The 18,336-nt window shown below is 66.0% G+C and carries 21 protein-coding genes; 17 read left to right on the plus strand and 4 right to left on the minus strand.

The window, feature by feature from the left end; all coding sequences use genetic code 11:
* The first annotated feature begins 23 nt into the window (after positions 1-23).
* From AAFF27_22060 to AAFF27_22120, 13 genes are all read left to right on the plus strand, one after another.
* Positions 24-1,016, plus strand: coding sequence for a 2-dehydropantoate 2-reductase (locus tag AAFF27_22060; GenBank protein ID XAH22657.1), 993 nt, complete (start codon positions 24-26; stop codon positions 1,014-1,016).
* A 232-nt stretch (positions 1,017-1,248) separates the two neighbouring features.
* On the plus strand, positions 1,249-2,397 hold the full coding sequence (gene arnB / locus AAFF27_22065; GenBank protein ID XAH22658.1) for a UDP-4-amino-4-deoxy-L-arabinose aminotransferase: 1,149 nt from the start codon (positions 1,249-1,251) through the stop codon (positions 2,395-2,397).
* Entirely contained in the window at positions 2,394-3,395 is a 1,002-nt protein-coding gene (gene arnC / locus AAFF27_22070; GenBank protein ID XAH22659.1) for an undecaprenyl-phosphate 4-deoxy-4-formamido-L-arabinose transferase, read from the plus strand. The genes arnB and arnC overlap by 4 nt, the downstream gene beginning before the upstream one ends.
* On the plus strand, positions 3,392-5,374 hold the full coding sequence (gene arnA / locus AAFF27_22075) for a bifunctional UDP-4-amino-4-deoxy-L-arabinose formyltransferase/UDP-glucuronic acid oxidase ArnA (GenBank protein ID XAH22660.1): 1,983 nt from the start codon (positions 3,392-3,394) through the stop codon (positions 5,372-5,374). Before arnC ends, arnA begins: the two co-directional genes overlap by 4 nt.
* Positions 5,371-6,255 carry a 4-deoxy-4-formamido-L-arabinose-phosphoundecaprenol deformylase gene (gene arnD, locus AAFF27_22080; protein ID XAH22661.1) on the plus strand — a complete coding sequence of 295 codons (885 nt, stop codon included), beginning with the start codon at positions 5,371-5,373 and terminating at the stop codon, positions 6,253-6,255. Before arnA ends, arnD begins: the two co-directional genes overlap by 4 nt.
* Positions 6,252-7,901, plus strand: a complete 1,650-nt coding sequence (arnT, locus tag AAFF27_22085; protein XAH22662.1) for a lipid IV(A) 4-amino-4-deoxy-L-arabinosyltransferase — start codon at positions 6,252-6,254, stop codon at positions 7,899-7,901. The genes arnD and arnT overlap by 4 nt, the downstream gene beginning before the upstream one ends.
* Positions 7,898-8,242, plus strand: coding sequence for a 4-amino-4-deoxy-L-arabinose-phosphoundecaprenol flippase subunit ArnE (gene arnE, locus AAFF27_22090; GenBank protein ID XAH22663.1), 345 nt, complete (start codon positions 7,898-7,900; stop codon positions 8,240-8,242). Before arnT ends, arnE begins: the two co-directional genes overlap by 4 nt.
* The gene (arnF, locus tag AAFF27_22095) at positions 8,239-8,628 is read left to right on the plus strand and encodes a 4-amino-4-deoxy-L-arabinose-phosphoundecaprenol flippase subunit ArnF (GenBank protein ID XAH22664.1); all 390 of its coding nucleotides are present in this window, start codon (positions 8,239-8,241) and stop codon (positions 8,626-8,628) included. The genes arnE and arnF overlap by 4 nt, the downstream gene beginning before the upstream one ends.
* A 10-nt stretch (positions 8,629-8,638) precedes the next feature.
* A complete protein-coding gene (locus AAFF27_22100; protein ID XAH22665.1) occupies positions 8,639-9,994 on the plus strand; it encodes a UDP-glucose/GDP-mannose dehydrogenase family protein in 1,356 nt (451 codons plus the stop codon).
* Positions 9,995-10,121: 127 nt separating this feature from the next.
* Positions 10,122-10,469: a LysR family transcriptional regulator gene (locus tag AAFF27_22105; GenBank protein XAH22666.1), complete on the plus strand. Its 348-nt coding sequence runs from the start codon at positions 10,122-10,124 to the stop codon at positions 10,467-10,469.
* Between the two features lie 105 nt (positions 10,470-10,574).
* Positions 10,575-11,252, plus strand: a complete 678-nt coding sequence (gene modB / locus AAFF27_22110; GenBank protein XAH22667.1) for a molybdate ABC transporter permease subunit — start codon at positions 10,575-10,577, stop codon at positions 11,250-11,252.
* Between the two features lie 18 nt (positions 11,253-11,270).
* Complete coding sequence (gene modA / locus AAFF27_22115) at positions 11,271-12,020, plus strand: molybdate ABC transporter substrate-binding protein (GenBank protein XAH22668.1); 750 nt, start codon at positions 11,271-11,273, stop codon at positions 12,018-12,020.
* A 274-nt stretch (positions 12,021-12,294) separates the two neighbouring features.
* On the plus strand, positions 12,295-13,083 hold the full coding sequence (locus tag AAFF27_22120) for an ATP-binding cassette domain-containing protein (protein XAH22669.1): 789 nt from the start codon (positions 12,295-12,297) through the stop codon (positions 13,081-13,083).
* Between the two features lies 1 nt (position 13,084).
* On the opposite strand, the gene arsB is transcribed toward AAFF27_22120, so the two are convergent.
* Genes arsB through AAFF27_22135 form a run of 3 tightly spaced genes read right to left on the minus strand, consistent with a single transcriptional unit; the run spans position 13,085 to position 15,016 of the window.
* Positions 13,085-14,116: an ACR3 family arsenite efflux transporter gene (gene arsB / locus AAFF27_22125; protein ID XAH26295.1), complete on the minus strand. Its 1,032-nt coding sequence runs from the start codon at positions 14,114-14,116 to the stop codon at positions 13,085-13,087.
* A gap of 43 nt (positions 14,117-14,159) precedes the next feature.
* Positions 14,160-14,666: an arsenate reductase ArsC gene (locus tag AAFF27_22130; GenBank protein XAH22670.1), complete on the minus strand. Its 507-nt coding sequence runs from the start codon at positions 14,664-14,666 to the stop codon at positions 14,160-14,162.
* On the minus strand, positions 14,663-15,016 hold the full coding sequence (locus AAFF27_22135; GenBank protein XAH22671.1) for a metalloregulator ArsR/SmtB family transcription factor: 354 nt from the start codon (positions 15,014-15,016) through the stop codon (positions 14,663-14,665). Before AAFF27_22135 ends, AAFF27_22130 begins: the two co-directional genes overlap by 4 nt.
* Before the next feature lie 241 nt (positions 15,017-15,257).
* Between AAFF27_22135 and AAFF27_22140 the strand changes: the two genes are divergently transcribed.
* Positions 15,258-15,548 carry a co-chaperone GroES gene (locus AAFF27_22140; protein ID XAH22672.1) on the plus strand — a complete coding sequence of 97 codons (291 nt, stop codon included), beginning with the start codon at positions 15,258-15,260 and terminating at the stop codon, positions 15,546-15,548.
* A gap of 49 nt (positions 15,549-15,597) precedes the next feature.
* Positions 15,598-17,247: a chaperonin GroEL gene (groL, locus tag AAFF27_22145; GenBank protein ID XAH22673.1), complete on the plus strand. Its 1,650-nt coding sequence runs from the start codon at positions 15,598-15,600 to the stop codon at positions 17,245-17,247.
* A gap of 160 nt (positions 17,248-17,407) precedes the next feature.
* Here the strand turns inward: groL and AAFF27_22150 are convergent, their stop codons facing one another.
* Positions 17,408-17,557: a hypothetical protein gene (locus AAFF27_22150; protein XAH22674.1), complete on the minus strand. Its 150-nt coding sequence runs from the start codon at positions 17,555-17,557 to the stop codon at positions 17,408-17,410.
* A 54-nt stretch (positions 17,558-17,611) separates the two neighbouring features.
* On the opposite strand from AAFF27_22150, the gene AAFF27_22155 reads away from it, so the two are divergent.
* Both AAFF27_22155 and AAFF27_22160 read left to right on the plus strand, forming a co-directional pair.
* Positions 17,612-17,863, plus strand: coding sequence for a type II toxin-antitoxin system Phd/YefM family antitoxin (locus tag AAFF27_22155; protein ID XAH22675.1), 252 nt, complete (start codon positions 17,612-17,614; stop codon positions 17,861-17,863).
* The gene (locus AAFF27_22160) at positions 17,853-18,299 is read left to right on the plus strand and encodes a putative toxin-antitoxin system toxin component, PIN family (GenBank protein XAH22676.1); all 447 of its coding nucleotides are present in this window, start codon (positions 17,853-17,855) and stop codon (positions 18,297-18,299) included. The genes AAFF27_22155 and AAFF27_22160 overlap by 11 nt, the downstream gene beginning before the upstream one ends.
* The last annotated feature ends 37 nt before the right edge of the window (positions 18,300-18,336 follow it).

Raw genomic sequence — 18,336 nt, forward strand, 5'->3', positions numbered from 1 at the left:
ATGCCGGCAGGAAGAGGTTTTGCATGAAAGTCTGCATCGTCGGCGCCGGAGCCATTGGTGGCTACATCGGCGCCCGGCTCGCCGTGGCCGGCCAGGCCCAGGTCAGCGCCATCGCCCGTGGCGCCACGCTGCAAGCACTGCGCAGCCACGGCTGGCGCGTACGCGAAGCCGGCGCGCTGCTGCAATCCCCCGCCCATGCCACGGACCGTCCCGAAGACCTCGGCGCGCAGGACCTGGTCGTGATCGCGGTCAAAGGCCCGGCGCTGGCTGCGGCGGCGGCCGGCCTGGTACCGCTGATCGGGCCCGACACCCTGGTGCTGCCAGCCATGAATGGCGTGCCCTGGTGGTTCATCCAGGGCCGTGCCGGGCTGGACGATGCGCCGCTGGCCAGCGTCGACCCGGGCGGCCGCATTGCCGCCGCGATCCCGCTGGCCCAGGTGCTGGGCTGCGTGGTGCACATCAGCACCTCCACGCCGGAGCCCGGCCTGGTGCAGCACCAGATGGGCCGCGGCCTGATCATCGGCGAGCCCGGCAGTGGCGATACGCCGCGCGCACAGCGTATCGCCGCGTTGCTGGCACAGGCCGGCTTCGATGCCAAGGTATCGCCCGATGTGCGCAAAGACATCTGGTACAAGCTCTGGGGCAACCTGACGATGAACCCGATCTCGGCCATCACCGGCGCCACGGTGGACCGCATCCTGGCTGACCCGCTGGTGCGGGCCTTCTGCTCGGCCGCCATGCAGGAGGCCGCCGCCATCGGCCAGCACGTCGGCTGCCCGGTGGCGCAGGCGCCGGAAGACCGGCACAAGATCACCGCCGGGCTCGGGCCCTTCAAAAGCTCGATGCTGCAAGACGTCGAGGCCCAGCGCCCGATCGAGCTGGACGGCATCGTCGCCGCCACGCGCGAGCTGGGCCAGCGTGCCGGCCTGCAGACGCCCAACATCGACGCCCTGCTCGGCCTGACCCGGCTGTTTGGCCGGGTGCATGGGCTCTACCCCGAAGCCTCGGCCGCCTAGGATTTCAAGACTTTTAGGCCTCTAGCCCTTATGCCACCTGGGCTTATAGCTACATATTTGGTAGCAATAGATTTCTGACGGCAGCGCTCGGGCCTGGCCGTTCGCATATGGCAGCGCAAGAGAACTTCTCACACCTGAAATAGCCGACGAGCGACAAGAAAAAGCAGTGGTTCGGCGCTAGCATCGCTACCGCCCGATGTGCCAATACCAGGATGCGAAAAGTCGCCCTTCCATGACAGTGCCGTTCTTGCCGTTTTCCAAACCCAGCATCGGTGATGCCGAGGTTGCCGCCGTAACCGAGGTGCTGCGCTCCGGCTGGATCACCACCGGGCCCAAGCACCACGCGCTGGAAAAGCGTTTTGCCGAACACCTGGGGGCCCGGCATGCGGTGGCGCTGTGTTCAGCCACCGCCGCCATGCACCTGACGCTGCTGGCGCTGGGCATAGGCCCGGGCGACGAGGTCATCACCCCGTCCATGACCTGGGTCTCCACCGCCAACATGGTCTGCCTGCTGGGCGCAACCCCGATCTTCGTCGATGTGGACCGCGACACCCTGATGGTGTCGCCCGAGGCCGTGGCTGCCGCCATCACGCCGCGCACGCGGGCCATCATCCCCGTGCACTACGCCGGCGCCGCCTGCGACCTGGCGCCGCTGCGCGCCATTGCCGAGCGCCATGGCATACCGCTGATAGAAGACGCGGCCCATGCCGTGGGCACCCGCTACCAGGGTGAGCCCATCGGCCGCCAGGGCACGGCGATCTTCTCGTTCCACGCCATCAAGAACCTCACCTGCGCCGAAGGCGGCATGCTGGTCACCGACGACGATGCCCTGGCCGAGCGCGTGCGCCGGCTCAAGTTCCACGGCCTGGCCGTAGATGCCTTTGACCGCGAAAGCCTGGGCCGCAAGCCGCAGGCCCAGGTGGTCGAACCCGGCTTCAAATACAACCTGTCGGACCTGCACGCCGTCGTGGCCCTGGTCCAGCTCGACCGCATAGCCGCCATCAACGCGCGCCGCCGCCACATCGCCGAGCTCTACCTGGAGCGCCTGCGCGGCCTGCCGGTGCAGCCGCTGGCCCTGCCGACCGAAGCAGGTTCGCACGCCTGGCATTTGTTCATCCTGCGCATAGACCCGGAGCGCTGCGGCCTCGACCGCGACGCCTTCATGGCGGCCTTGCAGGCGCGCGGCGTGGGCACCGGCATCCACTTCATCGCCACGCACCTGCACCCCTACTACCGCGCGCAATGGCCAGCCGTGCAGTTGCCGCACAGCGAGTGGAACTCGTCGCGCATCTGCTCGATCCCCCTCTTCCCCGACATGCAGGACGCAGACGTGGAACGCGTCGCCACCGCCATCGAGGCCGTGCTGCAGGAACACGCATGAAGCCCTATCCCATCGACCGGGTGTCCGTGGTGATCCCGGTCTACAACGAGGCCGCCAGCCTGCCCGAACTGCTGCTGCGCACCCGCGCCGCCTGCGAGCAACTGCCCTGTCCGTTCGAGATCATCCTGGTGGACGACGGCAGCCGCGATGCCTCGGCCGACCTGCTGCTGGAGGCCGCCGCCCTGCCCGGCAGCCCCGTGGTCGCCGTGATCCTCAACCGCAACTACGGCCAGCACGCGGCCATCATGGCCGGCTTCGAGCAATGCAGCGGCGACCTGGTCATCACCCTGGATGCCGACCTGCAAAACCCGCCGGAAGAAATCCCCCACCTGGCCGAGGTCGCAGCACAAGGCTATGACGTGGTTGGCACGGTGCGCCAGCAGCGCCAGGACTCGGCCCTGCGCCGCCTGCCCTCCAAGCTGATCAACCGCGCCGTGCAGCGCTCCACCGGCGTGGCCATGAGCGACTACGGCTGCATGCTGCGCGCCTACCGGCGCAGCGTGGTGCAAGCCATGCTGGCCTGCCGCGAGCGCAGCACCTTCATCCCGGTGCTGGCCAACAGTTTTGCGCGCCACACCTGCGAGGTCCCGGTGCCGCATGCCGAGCGCGAGCATGGCGACTCACGCTACGGCTTCATGCAGTTGATCAACCTGATGTTCGACCTGGTCACCTCCATGACCACCACGCCGCTGCGCCTGCTGAGCCTGGTCGGCTTTGGCATGGCGCTGGCGGGCTTCTTCTTTGCCCTGCTGCTGCTTGGGCTGCGCTTGGTGCTCGGCCCGCAGTGGGCGGCTGATGGCGTGTTCGTGCTGTTCGCCGTGCTGTTCATGTTCACCGGTGCGCAGTTCATCGGCATGGGGCTGCTCGGCGAATACCTGGGGCGCGTCTACCAGGACGTGCGGGCCCGGCCCCGCTTCCATATCGAGCGCATTGCGCGCGCGCCATCTTCGGCTCCCTCTCCTGTTTCTGCCTCCCTGGATCGGATATCCCCAACATGAGCACCTGCGTCGTCTTCGCCTACCACGACATCGGTTGTGCCGGCATCGAGGCCCTGATCAATGCGGGCTACCGCATTGCCGCCGTCTTCACCCACGCAGACGATCCCGGCGAAACCCGCTTCTACGCCTCGGTAGCCCAGCTCTGCGCCCGCCACGGCATCCCCGTGCACGCGCCGGAAGACGTCAACCATCCGATCTGGCAAGAGCGCATCCGCGCCCTGGATGCGGACTTCTTCTTCTCCTTCTACTACCGCCATCTGCTCTCGCCCAGCCTGCTGGCCTTGGCACACAAGGGTGCCTACAACCTGCACGGCTCGCTGCTGCCGCGCTACCGTGGCCGCGCACCGGCCAACTGGGTGCTGGTCAAGGGCGAGACCGAAACCGGCGTCACCCTGCACCGCATGGTCGAGCGCGCCGACGCCGGCCCCATCGTGGCCCAGCGCCGCGTGCCCATTGCAGTCGACGACACCGCCGCCCTGCTGCACGCCAAGCTGCGCGAAGCCGCCGCCGCCCTGCTGGCCGACAGTCTGCCGGCCCTGGCCCGCGGCGAACTGGCCGAGCACCCGCAAGACGAACGCGAAGCCAGCTACTACGGCCGCCGCACGCCCGCCGACGGCGAGCTGCACTGGCAACGCCCCGCCACCGAGCTGGCCAACCTGGTGCGCGCCGTCACCCAGCCCTACCCTGGCGCCTTTGGCTGGCACGGCGAACGCAAGCTGCTGGTCTGGCAGGCCCGCGCTCTCGATCTGAACCATGGCGCCGAGCCCGGCACCGTACTCGGCCAAGAGCCGCTGCGCATCGCCTGCGGCAGCGGCGCACTCGAAGTCCTCGCCGGCCAGCAGGGCGACCAGGGCCTGTACCTGGCCGGCCCGCAACTGGCGCGCGAGTTGGGCCTGGTCGAAGGCCTGCGCCTGCGCCGCGATGCCGGCCTGCCGGTGCGCCGCACGCGGGTGCTGATCCTGGGCGTCAACGGCTTCATCGGCAACCACCTGACCGAGCGCCTGCTGCGCGCGGGCGACTACGAGGTGTATGGGCTGGACATTGGCTCCGACGCCATCGAGCGCTTCCGCAGCCACCCCAACTTCCATTACGTGGAGGGCGACATCTCCATCCACACCGAATGGCTGGAGTACCACATCAAGAAGTGCGACGTAGTGCTGCCGCTGGTAGCCATTGCCACGCCCATCGAGTACACCCGCAACCCGCTGCGCGTGTTCGAGCTGGACTTCGAAGAAAACCTGAAGATCGTGCGCCACTGCGTGAAGTACGGCAAGCGCGTGGTGTTCCCGTCCACCTCCGAGGTGTACGGCATGTGCACCGACGAGCGCTTCGATGAAGACCACTCCAACCTGGTGGTGGGCCCGATCCAGAAGCAACGCTGGATCTACTCCGCCTCCAAGCAACTGCTCGACCGCGTGATCTGGGCCTATGGCCAGAAGGGCCTGAAGTTCACGCTGTTCCGCCCCTTCAACTGGATGGGCCCGCGCCTGGACCGCCTGGACTCGGCACGCATCGGCAGCTCGCGCGCCATCACCCAGCTGATCCTGAACCTGGTCGAAGGCACGCCGATCAAGCTGGTCGATGGCGGAGCGCAAAAGCGCTGCTTCACCGACGTGGACGACGGTATCGAGGCGCTGTTCCGCATCGTCGAAAACCGCGGCGGCCGCTGCGACGGCCAGATCATCAACATCGGCAACCCCGACAACGAAGCCAGCATCCGCGAGATGGCCGAAGAGCTGCTGAAGCAGTTCGAGCAGCACCCGCTGCGCGCCAACTTCCCGCCCTTCGCCGGCTTCCGCGAGGTGGAGAGTCGCAGCTTCTACGGCGACGGCTACCAGGATGTGGCGCACCGCAAGCCCAGCGTCGCCAACGCCAAGCGCGTGCTGGATTGGGCGCCCGGCATCGCCATGCCCGCCACCATCGGCAAGACGCTGGACTTCTTCCTGCGCGAAGCGGTCGACGCCGCCCAGCGCGAATGACCGTCGCCGGCCTGCGTATCGACGTGGATACCTACCGCGGTACCCGCGACGGGGTGCCGCGCCTGCTCGATACGCTGGACGCCGCCGGCGTGCGCGCCACCTTCTTCTTCTCGGTCGGCCCCGACAACATGGGCCGCCACCTGTGGCGCCTGGTACGCCCGCGCTTCCTCTGGAAGATGCTGCGCTCACGCGCCGCCAGCCTCTATGGCTGGGACATCCTGCTGGCCGGCACCGCCTGGCCCGGCAAGCCCATAGGCCGCGACTTTGGCCACCTGATGCGCGCCGCCCGTGCGCGTGGCCATGAAGTCGGCCTGCACGCCTGGGACCACCATGCCTGGCAAGCCCACGCTGGCGACTGGAGCGCCGCGCGGCTGGCCACGGAAATCGACCGGGGCGTGCGCACCCTGCAAGACATCCTCGGCGCGCCGGTGGAATGCTCCGCCTCTGCCGGCTGGCGTGCCGACGCGCGTGTGGTGCAGGCCAAACAGGCCTTTGGCTTTCGCTACAACAGCGACTGCCGTGGCACGCATTTGTTCCGCCCGCTGCTGGCAGATGGCAGCCCGGGAACGCCGCAGATTCCGGTAGACCTGCCCACCTACGACGAAGCCGTCGGCCCGCAGTTGACGAGCACCGCCTTCACCGAGCAAATCGTCAATCGTTTGGTGCCAGAAGCACTCAACGTCTACACCATCCACGCCGAGGTGGAAGGCATCCTGCTGGCCGATGAATTCCGCCGCCTGCTGGCCTTGGCGCGTGAGCGCGGCGTGCACTTCAAGCCGCTGGGCGATCTGCTGCCAAGCGACCCCGCAACACTGCCCACCGGGCAGCTGCAGCGCGGCGGCCTGCCGGGCCGCGAAGGCTGGTTGGGGGTACAGGCATGACACTGGCACGCCCGCTGCGCCTGTGCGGCCTGTTCCTGCTGTTCGTGCTGCTGCCACTGGGCCTGCGCGCGCTCTGGATACCCGACGAATCGCGCTACGCCGAAATCGCGCGCGAAATGCTCGCCAGCGGCAACTGGGTCGTGCCGCAACAACTGGGCATGCATTACTTCGAGAAGCCGGTGGCCGGCTACTGGACTACCGCGCTCAGCCAGATGCTGTTCGGGCAGAACCTGTTTGCCAGCCGGCTGCCGGTGGCGCTGGCCACGGCGCTCAGCGCCTTGCTGGTGGGCCTGCTGGCGCAGCGCCTGTGGCAAGACCGCCGCAAGAGCGCAATCGCCGCGCTGCTCTACCTGTCGGGCCTGCTGGTAGCCAGCATGGGCATGTACATCACGCTGGACCCGCAGCTTGCGCTCTGGCTGAACCTGGCCCTGCTTGCCTTCTACTGCGCGGTGACTACAACCGTGCCCCGCCGCCGGCTGGCGGCCTGGGTGTTGGTAGGTGTGGCCTGCGGCATCGCCTTCCTGACCAAGGGCTTTGTCGCCTGGCTGCTGCCGGTACTGGTAGCCGGCCCCTACATGCTGTGGCAGCGCCGGCTCGGCGAGCTGCTGCGCCTTGGCCCGATGGCCGTGCTCGTCGCCGTGCTGGTGGCCGCCCCCTGGGCCCTGGCCGTGCACCTGCAGGCCCCGGACTACTGGAACTTCTTTTTCTGGAACGAGCACATCCGCCGCTTCGCGGCCGAAGACGCGCAACACGGCGAGCCACTCTGGTTCTACCTGCCAGTGCTGCTGATCGGCTGCCTGCCCTGGAGCGGCCTGCTGCCGCCGGCGCTGCACCGTGCCTGGGCAGACAAGCGCGATCCGCGCATTGGCTTCCTGCTGATCTGGCTGCTGCTGCCGCTGGCCTTCTTCAGCGTCAGCCGTGGCAAGCTGCCGACCTACATGCTGCCCTGCCTCACGCCGCTGGCGCTGCTGCTGGCGCATGGCCTAGTCGAGCAATTGGAGCGTGGCCGCGGCGGCTGGTTCAAGGCCAATGCCGCGATCAACCTGTGCCTGGGCCTGGTCGGCCTGGCCGGCGTGCTCATCGCCATGAAAACCGGCATCTACGGCCCTGATGACCGGCTGGCCTGGGGCCTGGCACTGGCCATCGGCCTGGTCTGGAGCGGAGTGGCGCTGGCGCAGCTCTGGCAGCCCCTGCGCCGCTGGGAATGGTCGGCACTGCCGCTCTGGCTGCTGCTGGCCTGCCTGCCGGGGCTGCTCACGCAGAACCAGATCGACTCCAAGATGCCAACGCATTTCATCGAGGCGCACCGGGACGCCATCGACAAGGCAGACGCACTGCTCAGCAACGACGCCGGCCTGGCCGCCAACCTGGCCTGGGACCTGAAGCGCACCGACATCACCATCTACTCGCGCCAGGGCGAGCTGGAGTACGGCCTGGCCACGCCCGCAGGCCAAGGTCGCTACGTAGCACGTGACGATATCGCGCAGTGGATCTCACAGGCCCGCCAGCGTGGCAGCGTGGCTGTGGTGCTGCGCTTTGCCGGCCCGCAAGACCCTGAGTTACTGAGCCTGCCGCCAGGCGAGGCCGCGCGCCACGTCAGCAACAAGCTGGCGCTGCTGCTCTACCCCCGGGCGACGGCACCATGACCTGGCTGCTGGTGGCCGCCGTGTGCCTGCTGACCTGCGCTGGCCAGATCGCCCAGAAGATCGCCGTGGCCCGCTGGCGCGAGCAGGCACCCAGCCTCGTGGGCCGGCTGCGCTCGCCCTGGCTGTGGCTGGCCCTGCTCTGCATGGGCCTGGGGCTGCTGCTCTGGCTGCTGGTGCTGCAGCGCCTGGAGGTGGGCATTGCCTATCCCATGCTGAGCCTCAACTTCGTGCTGGTCACGCTGGTGGCGCGCTACGGTTTTGGCGAAGCCACCGACGCCCGGCACTGGCTGGGCGTGGCGCTGATCGTGGCCGGCGTGGTGGCCATGGGAGCGTCCGCATGAAGGCGCCTGGCCTGGCCTTGGCCGGCGCCAGCGTGCTGCTGGTGAGCGCAGCCCAACTGGCGATGCGCTGGAGCATGACGCGCCTGCCCGGCATCGATGCCTGGCAACAGTTTCTGACAGCCGCACCCGTAGCTCTGGCCATGCTGGCCTTGGGCATCTGCGGCTATGCCCTGTCGATGGTCTGCTGGATGGGCGCGTTGAACCGCTTGCCATTGAACCGCGCCTATTCGCTGCTGGCCCTGAGCTATCCGCTGGTCTATGTCGGCGCGGCGCTGCTGCCCGGCCTGGGCGGCAGCCTGAGCCTGGGTCGGACCTTGGGCGTGCTGTTGATCCTGCTGGGCGTGCTGCTGGTCAATGCACGCCGGGCATCTCCGCCTGTTTCCTAAAGAGGTTTCCATGAACATCACCGTATTCGGTGTCGGCTATGTCGGCCTGGTGCAGGCCGCCGTGCTCGCCGAAGTCGGCCACGACGTCGTCTGCATCGACATCGACAGCCGCAAGATAGAGCGCCTGCAGGCCGGGCAGGTGGACATCTACGAGCCCGGGCTGGAAGACCTGGTGCGCGAGAACCGCGCCGCCGGGCGCCTGCAGTTCACCAGCGATGCCGCCGTGGCGGTGGCCCATGCCACGGTGCAGTTCATCGCCGTCGGCACGCCGCCGGGCGTCGATGGCGGCGCCGACCTGAGCAGCGTCTTTGCGGTGGCGGAAACCATCGCGCGGCTGCGCGAGCAGCCGGTGGTGATCGTCGAAAAATCCACTGTGCCGGTGGGCACCGGGGACCGCCTGCGCGCGCATATCGAGCAGCTGCTGGCCGGCATGGGCAAGACGCTGGATTTCCAGATCGCGTCCAACCCGGAGTTCCTCAAGGAAGGCGCCGCCATTGCCGACTGCAAGCGGCCCGACCGCATCATCGTCGGCAGCTCGGATGCCGGCGTACGGGAATTGCTGCGCGAGCTGTATGCCCCCTTCAACCGCAACCATGACCGCCTGATGTTCATGGACCTGCGCAGTGCCGAACTGACCAAGTACGCGGCCAACTGCATGCTGGCCACCAAGATCAGCTTCATCAACCAGATTGCCGAGCTTGCCGGGCAACTGGGCGCCGACATCGAATCGGTGCGTCTGGGCATGGGCGCCGATCCACGCATTGGCTACCACTTCATCTACCCCGGCTGCGGCTACGGCGGCTCCTGCTTCCCCAAAGACGTGCAGGCCCTGATCCACACCGCGCGCGCCAACGGCTGCGCCAGCGACCTGCTGCAAGCGGTGGAAGACGTGAACCAGCGGCAGAAGAACAAGATGTTCGAGCAGATCCAGCGCCGCTTCGGTGGTGAGCTGCGCGGCCGTACCTTTGCGCTCTGGGGCCTGGCCTTCAAGCCGCGTACCGACGACATGCGCGACGCCCCCAGCCGCGTGCTGATGGAAGCCCTGTGGGCCGCCGGCGCCCGGGTCCGCGCCTTCGACCCGGTGGCCATGCCCGAAGCCCAGCGCCTCTACGGCCCGGATGAACGCCTGCAGCTCATGGGCACGCCCGAAGCCGCACTGCCTGGCGCCGACGCATTGCTGATCTGCACTGAATGGCAGGTCTTCAAGGCGCCTGACTTCGACTTCATCGCCCGCCAGTTGCAACAGCCGCTGATCTTTGACGGACGCAACCTCTACGAGCCCGAGCGCATGGCGCGCTATGGCATCCGCTACTACGGCATTGGACGCGGCGAGAGCGCGCTGCCTGCACAGCCCCCAAGCCACTGACGCACTGGGTGCGGGCATCACAAGGCACGCGCCCGTCGGTGCACGCCCGCAGTTGCACACAGCCACGATCGCATCGACGTTCCCCATGCCTTAACCTCCGCGCTCCGCATCCTGGAGCCCCGCGCCCATGAAATCCAAAGTGCAGCTCCGCCTGCGCGTCTACCGCGACGACAGCATTGCCATCGGGCCGGGCAAGGTCCAGTTGCTGGAGGCGATTGCCGAAACCGGCTCCATCTCGGCCGCGGCGCGCCAACTGGAGATGTCCTACCGCCGCGCCTGGCTGCTGGTGGACGAGATGAACCGCGCCCTCTGCAGCCCTGCCGTGAACACCGCCGCCGGCGGTGCCCATGGTGGCGGCACCGCCCTCACCACGATCGGCCAACAAATCCTGCAGCACTACCGGGCCATAGAGAACACCGCCCGCACCGCCGCTGCTGCCGACATCGCGGCACTGACGCGGCTGCTGGCGCCATGAGCGTCACCAGCGGCCGGATGGCCTGATACGTAGCCTTAGCCGTAGCCGGGAAACGGCAGGGACTCTCCCCTGCCAATTGCAAGCATCCGTTATATTCGCGCGGACATGACGAATGGTCTGCTTGCATCCATGGACTGGTTCCCGCTGGTCCTCTCACTGAAGGTCGCCGCGCTGGCCACCGTGCTGGCGCTGATCGCCGGTGTGGCGCTGGGCTGGGTGTTTGCGCGCAAGCGCTTTCCGGGCCGCTCGGTGCTGGAGGCGGCCTTCATGCTGCCGCTGGTGTTGCCGCCGACCGTGATCGGCTACGCCATCCTGGTGGCTGCCGGGCGCCGCAGCCCGCTGGGCGCGTGGCTGCGCGAGCACCTGGACTACACCATCATCTTCAGCTGGCATGGCGCAGTGGTTGCGTCGGCCGTGGTGGCATTGCCGCTAGTGTTCAAGTCCGCCAGCGCAGCCTTTGCCGGCGTCGACCGGTCGCTGGAGGCCGCTGCCAGCACGCTGCGCCAATCGCCCATGTCGGTCTTCCTGCGCGTGACGCTGCCGCTGGCCTGGCCCGGCATCCTGGCCGGCACGCTGCTGGCTTTTGCGCGCGCCATGGGCGAATTTGGCGCCTCGCTGATGGTGGCCGGCTCCATACCCAAACAGACCCAGACGCTGTCCATGGCGATCTACGACGCCGTGCAGGCCGGGCATGACGACATGGCGCTGCTGCTGGTCGTCATCACCTCGGTCCTGTCGATCACCGTGCTGGTGCTGTCGAACCGCTTTTTCTCTCTTCGTTGACATCCAAGGAGTTCCCCCATGCGTTCTTTCCGCCTCTTGTCCCTGGTCGTCGCGCTGGCGCTGCCGCTGGCCGCGTCCGCGCAGCAGCTCACCGTGTCCGCAGCCGCCAGCCTGACTGACGCCTTCAAGGAACTCGCACCCAAGTTCGAAGCCAGCAAGCCCGGCACCACGCTGCGCTTTAACTTCGCCGCCTCGGGCACGTTGCTGCAGCAGGTCAGCCAGGGCGCGCCGGTAGACGTGTTCGCCAGCGCCGACCAGGAAACCATGGACCGCGGCGTGCAGCAAAAGCTGATCGACACCGACAGCCGCCGCAACTTCGTCACCAACAGCCTGGTGCTGATCGAGCCGGCCCAGGGCGGCACCGGCGTCAAGTCGCTGCAGGACCTGGCCGGCCCCAGCATCAAACGCATTGCCGTCGGCAAGACCGCCACCGTGCCGGTGGGCCGCTACACCAAGCAGGTGCTGGACGGCGCCAAGCTGTGGGAGCCACTCGAGCCCAAGTTCGTGCAGGCCGACAGCGTGCGCCAGGTGCTCGACTACGTGAGCCGCGGCGAGGCCGAAGCCGGCTTTGTCTACCGCACCGATGCCGCCATTGCCGGTGACAAAGTCAAGATCGTGCTCACGCCTTCGGGCCACACGCCGGTGAGCTACCCGGTGGCGGTGGTGGCCGACAGCAAGCAGAAGGCGCTGGGCCAGGACTTCATCACCTTCCTGACCTCCGATGCCTCGCAGCAGGTGCTGGCGCGTTACGGCTTCGGCAAGCCATGAGAACGTGTTTACGATCTGTATGGGGATCGCATTGGAGTGCAATCGGGATGAGTGGGTGGCCCAGTCTGCGCCGCATGGGCTCGTGCCCATGCAAGCAGATGGGGCGCTCAATCGCCCGATTTCACTCCAACCCCTTCGGGCAAGTGTCTTTGCGGGCGGTCTGCGGCGTTGCGGCGCTTGCCAATAGCGGTGCTATTGGCGGCGCACCGCGCCTTGCATCCCATCCCGCAAAGACACTTGTGCGACCCCATAGAGATCGTAAATACGTTCTCCTATGATCGACGTCGATCTGCGCCTGTCGGTGGCCGACGATCGTCGGCGCTTTGAGCTGGCCGTGCGCTTTGCCACGGATGTGCCCTTTGCGGCGCTGTACGGGCCATCGGGTTCGGGCAAGTCGCTCACACTGCAGGCGATGGCCGGCCTGCTGCGGCCCACATCGGGCCATGTGCGCCTGGACGGCCGCACGCTGTATGACTCGGCCACCGGCATCGACCTGCCGCCGCCGGCACGCCGCATCGGCTACCTGTTCCAGCACTACGCGCTGTTCCCGCACCTCTCGGTGCGCGACAACATTGCCTTCGGGCTGACCTCGTGGCGGCGGCGCCGCATCGCCGAAGAAGACCGCGTCCAGATCGACAGCCTGCTCGACGGCTTTGGCCTGCGCGAGATGGCCGACAGCCGGCCGGGCTCGCTATCCGGTGGCCAGCAGCAGCGCGTGGCCCTGGCCCGCGCACTGGCCTGCCGGCCACAGGTGCTGCTGCTGGACGAACCCTTTGCCGCGCTCAACCCCATGCTGCGCAGCAGCCTGCGCCAGGAACTGGCCGAGGTGCGACGGCGCTGGAACATCCCGGTGCTGATGATCACCCACGATATCGACGACGTGCTGGAGCTGGCCGATGTCGCCTTTGTCTACCAGCACGGGCAGGTGGTGCGGGAGATAGACCTGCGCAACGCGCAAAGCCGCGACCTGGCCCTGCAACAGTTGGGCGCACCGGCGGCGGCAGAAGAATCTCCCCTGCGACAAAAGCTGCGCGGCCTGTTGCAAGGCGCTGCGGCGCGCTGAATCAGCGGCGCACAGCGCCTTGTTCATACCAGGCCTGCGACCGGTTCACCACGGACACCACCAGCAGCATCACCGGCACTTCGATCAGCACGCCCACCACCGTCGCCAGCGCCGCCCCCGATTGAAAGCCGAACAGGCTGATCGCCGTCGCAACGGCCAGCTCGAAGAAATTGCTCGCACCTATCAGCGCCGAAGGGCCGGCCACGCAATGCGCCACGCCCATCCGGCGGTTGAGCAGGTAGGCCAGGCCCGAATTGAACAGCACCTGGATGAAGATAGGCACGGCCAGCAACGCGATCACCAGCGGCTGCGCGATGATGGTCTCGCCCTGAAAGGCAAACAGCAGTACCAGGGTCGCAAGCAGCGCAGTGATCGACCAGGGGCCGAGCTTCGCGGCAACGCTATCGAGGTGCTGCCTGCCCCGGGCCAGCAGACGCTTGCGCAGCCACTGCGCCATGACCACGGGCACGATGATGTAGAGGCCCACCGATGCCATCAGCGTGCCCCACGGAACGGCAATGGACGACAGGCCCAGCAGCAGCGCCACCAGCGGCGCGAACGCCACGACCATGATGGCGTCGTTCAAGGCAACCTGGGACAGCGTGAAGTAAGGGTCGCCCTTGCAGAGCTGGCTCCAGACAAAGACCATGGCGGTGCACGGCGCGGCAGCCAGCAGGATCAGGCCGGCGACATAGCTGTCCAGTTGGGCCGCAGGCAGCATCGGCGCGAACACATGGCGAATGAAGATCCAGCCGAGGATGGCCATGGAAAACGGCTTCACCCCCCAGTTGATGAGCAGCGTGACCCCGATGCCGCGCCAATGGGATTTGACCTGGCCGAGGGCCGAGAAGTCGACCCGCAGCAGCATGGGAATGACCATGATCCAGATCAGCACGCCCACCGGCACATTGACCTTCGCCACCTCCAAAGCGGCGATATGGCGGAACAAGCCTGGCCAGCCCTGGCCAAGGCCTATGCCGACAACAATGCACAGGGCCACCCAAAGCGTCAGGTAACGCTCGAAACGGCCCATCGGCGGTTTGGCTGCCGACGAATCCTGCACGGACGCCCCCACCTCAGGCACTCGCCAAGGCGTGTCCGATGGCCTGCATCTCGCGCTTGATCGCCGCGCGATCAAGGCTTGCGAAAGGCAGGCTCACGAAGATGCGCACGCGGCCCATGATCTGGCGAAAGACCGTATCGAAGCCGCGTTGCTTTGCCTCATCGCTGCCCTCGACGGCGGCTGGGTCCTCGAAGCCCCAGTGGGCCGAAATGGGCTGGCCGGGCCAGATCGGGCAGACCTCGCCTGCGGCGTTGTCGCACACCGTGACGATGAAATCCATTTGCGGCGCATCAGGCACAGCGAACTCGTCCCAGCTCTTGCTACGCAGATGCTCGACGGGATAGCCCACCTGCCGGGCCTTGTCGATGGCGCGGGGATTGACCCGGCCGTTGGGATGGCTGCCCGCGCTATAGGCGCGGAAGCGGCCCTGGCCCAGGGTGTTGATCAGGGCCTCGGCCATGATGCTGCGCGCCGAGTTGCCGGTGCACAGCACCAGGACGTTGAAGATCTTTTCAGTCATGCCTTGCTTTCCGTTGCGGTGTTGTGGGGCGGCGGTGGCAGGGCCGGCACGCAGACCTCGCAAGGCGCGCCACCGCAGCAGTTTTCCGTGAGGAAACCAAGGAGCTCGTTCATCGCGGCGAAATTAGGTGCATAGATGACAAAGCGTCCGTCCTGCCGCGAAGTGACCAGTTGCGCCTGGGACAGCTCCCGCAGGTGAAAGGAAAGGGACGAAGACGGCATGTCCATGGCCTGCGCGATCTTTCCAGCGGACATGCCATCAGGGCCAGCCAGCACCAGACAACGGAACACCTCAAGGCGAGAGGCTTGGGCCAGGGCGGCGAGTGCGGCGACGGCAGATTTCATTTCCATATTTCCAAGTATATGGAAATATCACACCAAATCACGCGCTGCTTCCCGCCCCGCCCCAAGGCTGGGCGACCTGCCCGCTCTTGAAACGCCTCCAAAAGCCTATATGATTAGCACTCGCAGGGCTTGAGTGCTAGCAACTGCTTCTGGCGGTTGACGGTGCGTGTCCTTGTGCCTTTTGCCACATCGCCCCCTGAGGCGATGTTTTTTCGACCTGACATTGTCCCAATTCCTAGGAGATGCAATGAACCTTCGTCCTCTGCACGATCGCGTGATCGTCAAGCGCATTGACAGCGAAACCAAGACCGCTTCGGGCATCGTGATCCCCGACGCAGCGGCCGAAAAGCCTGATCAAGGCGAAGTTCTGGCCGTCGGCCCGGGCAAGAAGAACGACAAGGGTGAAGTCTCCGCTGTCGGCGTGAAGGTCGGCGACCGCGTGCTGTTCGGCAAGTACTCGGGCCAGACCGTCAAGGTCGGTGGCGACGAGCTGCTGGTCATGAAGGAAGAAGACCTGTTCGCGGTCGTCGAGAAGTAATTTCTCGCTTCCCTAGCATCCCTCTTAACTGAATTTCGGAGAAATCAACATGGCAGCAAAAGACGTAGTCTTCGGCGGCGAAGCCCGCGCTCGCATGGTCGAAGGCGTGAACATTCTCGCCAACGCCGTCAAGGTGACCCTGGGCCCCAAGGGCCGCAACGTGGTGCTCGAACGCTCGTTCGGCGCCCCCACCGTGACCAAGGACGGTGTGTCCGTGGCCAAGGAAATCGAGCTCAAGGACAAGCTCCAGAACATGGGCGCCCAGCTCGTGAAGGAAGTGGCCTCCAAGACCAGCGACAACGCTGGTGACGGCACCACCACCGCTACCGTGCTGGCCCAAGCCATCGTGCGCGAAGGCTCCAAGTACGTGGCCGCCGGCCTGAACCCGATGGACCTGAAGCGCGGCATCGACAAGGCAGTGACTGCCCTGGTCGCCGAGCTGAAGAAGGCCTCCAAGGCCACCACCACCTCCAAGGAAATCGCGCAAGTCGGCTCCATCTCGGCCAACAGCGACGAATCCATCGGCAAGATCATTGCTGACGCAATGGACAAGGTCGGCAAGGAAGGCGTGATCACCGTTGAAGACGGCAAGTCGCTCGACAACGAACTCGACGTCGTCGAAGGCATGCAGTTCGACCGCGGCTACCTGTCGCCCTACTTCATCAACAGCCCGGAAAAGCAATCTGCGATTCTGGAAAACCCCTTCGTGCTGCTGTACGACAAGAAGATCAGCAACATCCGCGACCTGCTGCCCACGCTGGAGCAAGTTGCCAAGTCGGGCCGTCCGCTGCTGATCATTGCCGAAGAAGTCGAAGGCGAAGCCCTGGCTACCCTGGTCGTGAACACGATCCGCGGCATCCTGAAGGTTGTGGCTGTCAAGGCTCCTGGCTTCGGCGACCGCCGCAAGGCCATGCTGGAAGACATCGCCATCCTGACGGGCGGCAAGGTCATCGCTGAAGAAATCGGCCTGACCCTGGAGAAAGTGACGCTGGCTGACCTGGGTTCGGCACAACGCATCGAAGTGGGCAAGGAAAACACGACGATCATCGACGGCGCTGGCGCCGCTGCTGACATCGAAGCCCGCGTCAAGCAAGTGCGCATCCAGATCGAAGAAGCGACCAGCGACTACGACCGCGAAAAGCTGCAAGAACGCGTGGCCAAGCTGGCCGGCGGTGTTGCCGTGATCAAGGTTGGCGCTGCCACCGAAGTCGAAATGAAGGAAAAGAAGGCACGCGTGGAAGACGCGCTGCACGCTACCCGCGCTGCCGTTGAAGAAGGCATCGTGGCCGGCGGCGGCGTGGCACTGCTGCGCGCCAAGCAAGCTGCTGGCGAGATCAAGGGCGACAACGCCGATCAAGACGCCGGCATCAAGCTGATCCTGAAGGCCATCGAATCGCCCCTGCGCGAAATCGTCTACAACGCCGGTGGCGAACCGAGCGTGGTGGTCAACGCAGTGTTGAACGGCAAGGGCAACTACGGCTTCAACGCTGCCAACGACACCTACGGCGACATGATCGAAATGGGCATCCTGGACCCGACCAAGGTGACGCGCACTGCTCTGCAGAACGCTGCCTCCGTCGCTTCCCTGCTGCTCACGACCGAAGCCATGATTGCTGAAGCACCGAAGGAAGAATCCAGTGCCGGCGGCATGCCTGGCGGCATGGGTGGTATGGGCGGCATGGGCGACATGGGCATGTAAGAGCCCGGTCGACCCACTTCGCCGGCCTGCCGGCGAAGCAAGTCACGCAAAAGCCCCCGCAGGTTGCAAGACCTGCGGGGGCTTTTTCATGGCGCAGGCGGCGCAACCGCAACGAAGGCCCGCGCGATCTCCCCCGCGATGGCCAAGGCCCAGCCCACGGTCACGCGGCCACTGGCATGCTGACAAGCTCAAGATCGACGAGCGCAAGTTCCGAAATGCCATTGTGCAGATTCCAGAGAAAGACCTGGTTCCAAACGGCACGGCCAAGTATGTCGGCGGCCAGCAGGCGCTGTTTGAATAATTTGACCAAATCGAACGATTCAGCTAAATTGCACGATCCAACCCTCACGCAAGGAGCGCCACCATGCAAACCTTCACTGCCAACGAAGCCAAGACCCGGTTCGGAGAATTCCTGGACCGCGCGCAGCGTGCGCCGGTGGGCGTGCTCAAGCATGACCGTCTGGTGGGTGTGATGGTGAGCGTGCAAGATTACGAATCGATGCGGGCCTTTTATGCCGACAGGCTTCAAAAAACGCTCGAAGAATCTGCCGCTCACGCCGCCGCCGCGGGCATGACGCCGGAAATCCTGGACCAACTGCTTGCCGATGAAAGTTGAGCGTCGCCTTGCGGTGGTGCTCGATACCAATGTCTGGATCAGCGCAGCGCTGTCCCAGGCGGGGCCTCCCGCCAAAGTAGTGGCCCATGTTTTGGCATATGCCCTGCCGGTGTTTTGTGACGCCACTTTTGCGGAGTTGCACTCCCGCATCTGGAAGCCGAAATTCGACCGCTACCTGACGATCGAAGCGCGAAACAAATTGCTGGATACGGCGCTTGCCGTTGCGCGATGGGTCGAAATCCAGGCGTCGCTTTCGACGCAAACACATTGCCGAGATCCAGACGATGATGTATTCATCCACACCGCCCTGTCGGCGAACGCGCAGTGGTTGGTTACTGGAGACGATGATCTGCTTTCCGCGCCGGCAGTGCCGCATCTTCAGATCGTGAGCCCCAAGCAGGCCTTGGCGCAACCAGTATTTCAAACGCCCGGTTGAGAAGCGTTATGCAATGAACGAATCCGAAACCCGAGCC

Origin of the sequence: Xylophilus sp. GW821-FHT01B05, from assembly GCA_038961845.1 — a bacterium.
Lineage (GTDB): Bacteria > Pseudomonadota > Gammaproteobacteria > Burkholderiales > Burkholderiaceae_C > Xylophilus.

Excerpts from the sequence above, each read along its gene's own strand:
- AAFF27_22060 (XAH22657.1), top strand. The coding sequence starts at position 24 with ATGAAAGTCTGCATCGTCGGCGCCGGAGCCATTGGTGGCTACATCGGC.
- arnB (XAH22658.1), top strand. The coding sequence starts at position 1,249 with ATGACAGTGCCGTTCTTGCCGTTTTCCAAACCCAGCATCGGTGATGCC.
- arnC (XAH22659.1), top strand. The coding sequence starts at position 2,394 with ATGAAGCCCTATCCCATCGACCGGGTGTCCGTGGTGATCCCGGTCTAC.
- arnA (XAH22660.1), top strand. The coding sequence starts at position 3,392 with ATGAGCACCTGCGTCGTCTTCGCCTACCACGACATCGGTTGTGCCGGC.
- arnD (XAH22661.1), top strand. The coding sequence starts at position 5,371 with ATGACCGTCGCCGGCCTGCGTATCGACGTGGATACCTACCGCGGTACC.
- arnT (XAH22662.1), top strand. The coding sequence starts at position 6,252 with ATGACACTGGCACGCCCGCTGCGCCTGTGCGGCCTGTTCCTGCTGTTC.
- arnE (XAH22663.1), top strand. The coding sequence starts at position 7,898 with ATGACCTGGCTGCTGGTGGCCGCCGTGTGCCTGCTGACCTGCGCTGGC.
- arnF (XAH22664.1), top strand. The coding sequence starts at position 8,239 with ATGAAGGCGCCTGGCCTGGCCTTGGCCGGCGCCAGCGTGCTGCTGGTG.
- AAFF27_22100 (XAH22665.1), top strand. The coding sequence starts at position 8,639 with ATGAACATCACCGTATTCGGTGTCGGCTATGTCGGCCTGGTGCAGGCC.
- AAFF27_22105 (XAH22666.1), top strand. The coding sequence starts at position 10,122 with ATGAAATCCAAAGTGCAGCTCCGCCTGCGCGTCTACCGCGACGACAGC.
- modB (XAH22667.1), top strand. The coding sequence starts at position 10,575 with ATGACGAATGGTCTGCTTGCATCCATGGACTGGTTCCCGCTGGTCCTC.
- modA (XAH22668.1), top strand. The coding sequence starts at position 11,271 with ATGCGTTCTTTCCGCCTCTTGTCCCTGGTCGTCGCGCTGGCGCTGCCG.
- AAFF27_22120 (XAH22669.1), top strand. The coding sequence starts at position 12,295 with ATGATCGACGTCGATCTGCGCCTGTCGGTGGCCGACGATCGTCGGCGC.
- arsB (XAH26295.1), bottom strand. The coding sequence starts at position 14,116 with ATGGGCCGTTTCGAGCGTTACCTGACGCTTTGGGTGGCCCTGTGCATT.
- AAFF27_22130 (XAH22670.1), bottom strand. The coding sequence starts at position 14,666 with ATGACTGAAAAGATCTTCAACGTCCTGGTGCTGTGCACCGGCAACTCG.
- AAFF27_22135 (XAH22671.1), bottom strand. The coding sequence starts at position 15,016 with ATGGAAATGAAATCTGCCGTCGCCGCACTCGCCGCCCTGGCCCAAGCC.
- AAFF27_22140 (XAH22672.1), top strand. The coding sequence starts at position 15,258 with ATGAACCTTCGTCCTCTGCACGATCGCGTGATCGTCAAGCGCATTGAC.
- groL (XAH22673.1), top strand. The coding sequence starts at position 15,598 with ATGGCAGCAAAAGACGTAGTCTTCGGCGGCGAAGCCCGCGCTCGCATG.
- AAFF27_22155 (XAH22675.1), top strand. The coding sequence starts at position 17,612 with ATGCAAACCTTCACTGCCAACGAAGCCAAGACCCGGTTCGGAGAATTC.
- AAFF27_22160 (XAH22676.1), top strand. The coding sequence starts at position 17,853 with ATGAAAGTTGAGCGTCGCCTTGCGGTGGTGCTCGATACCAATGTCTGG.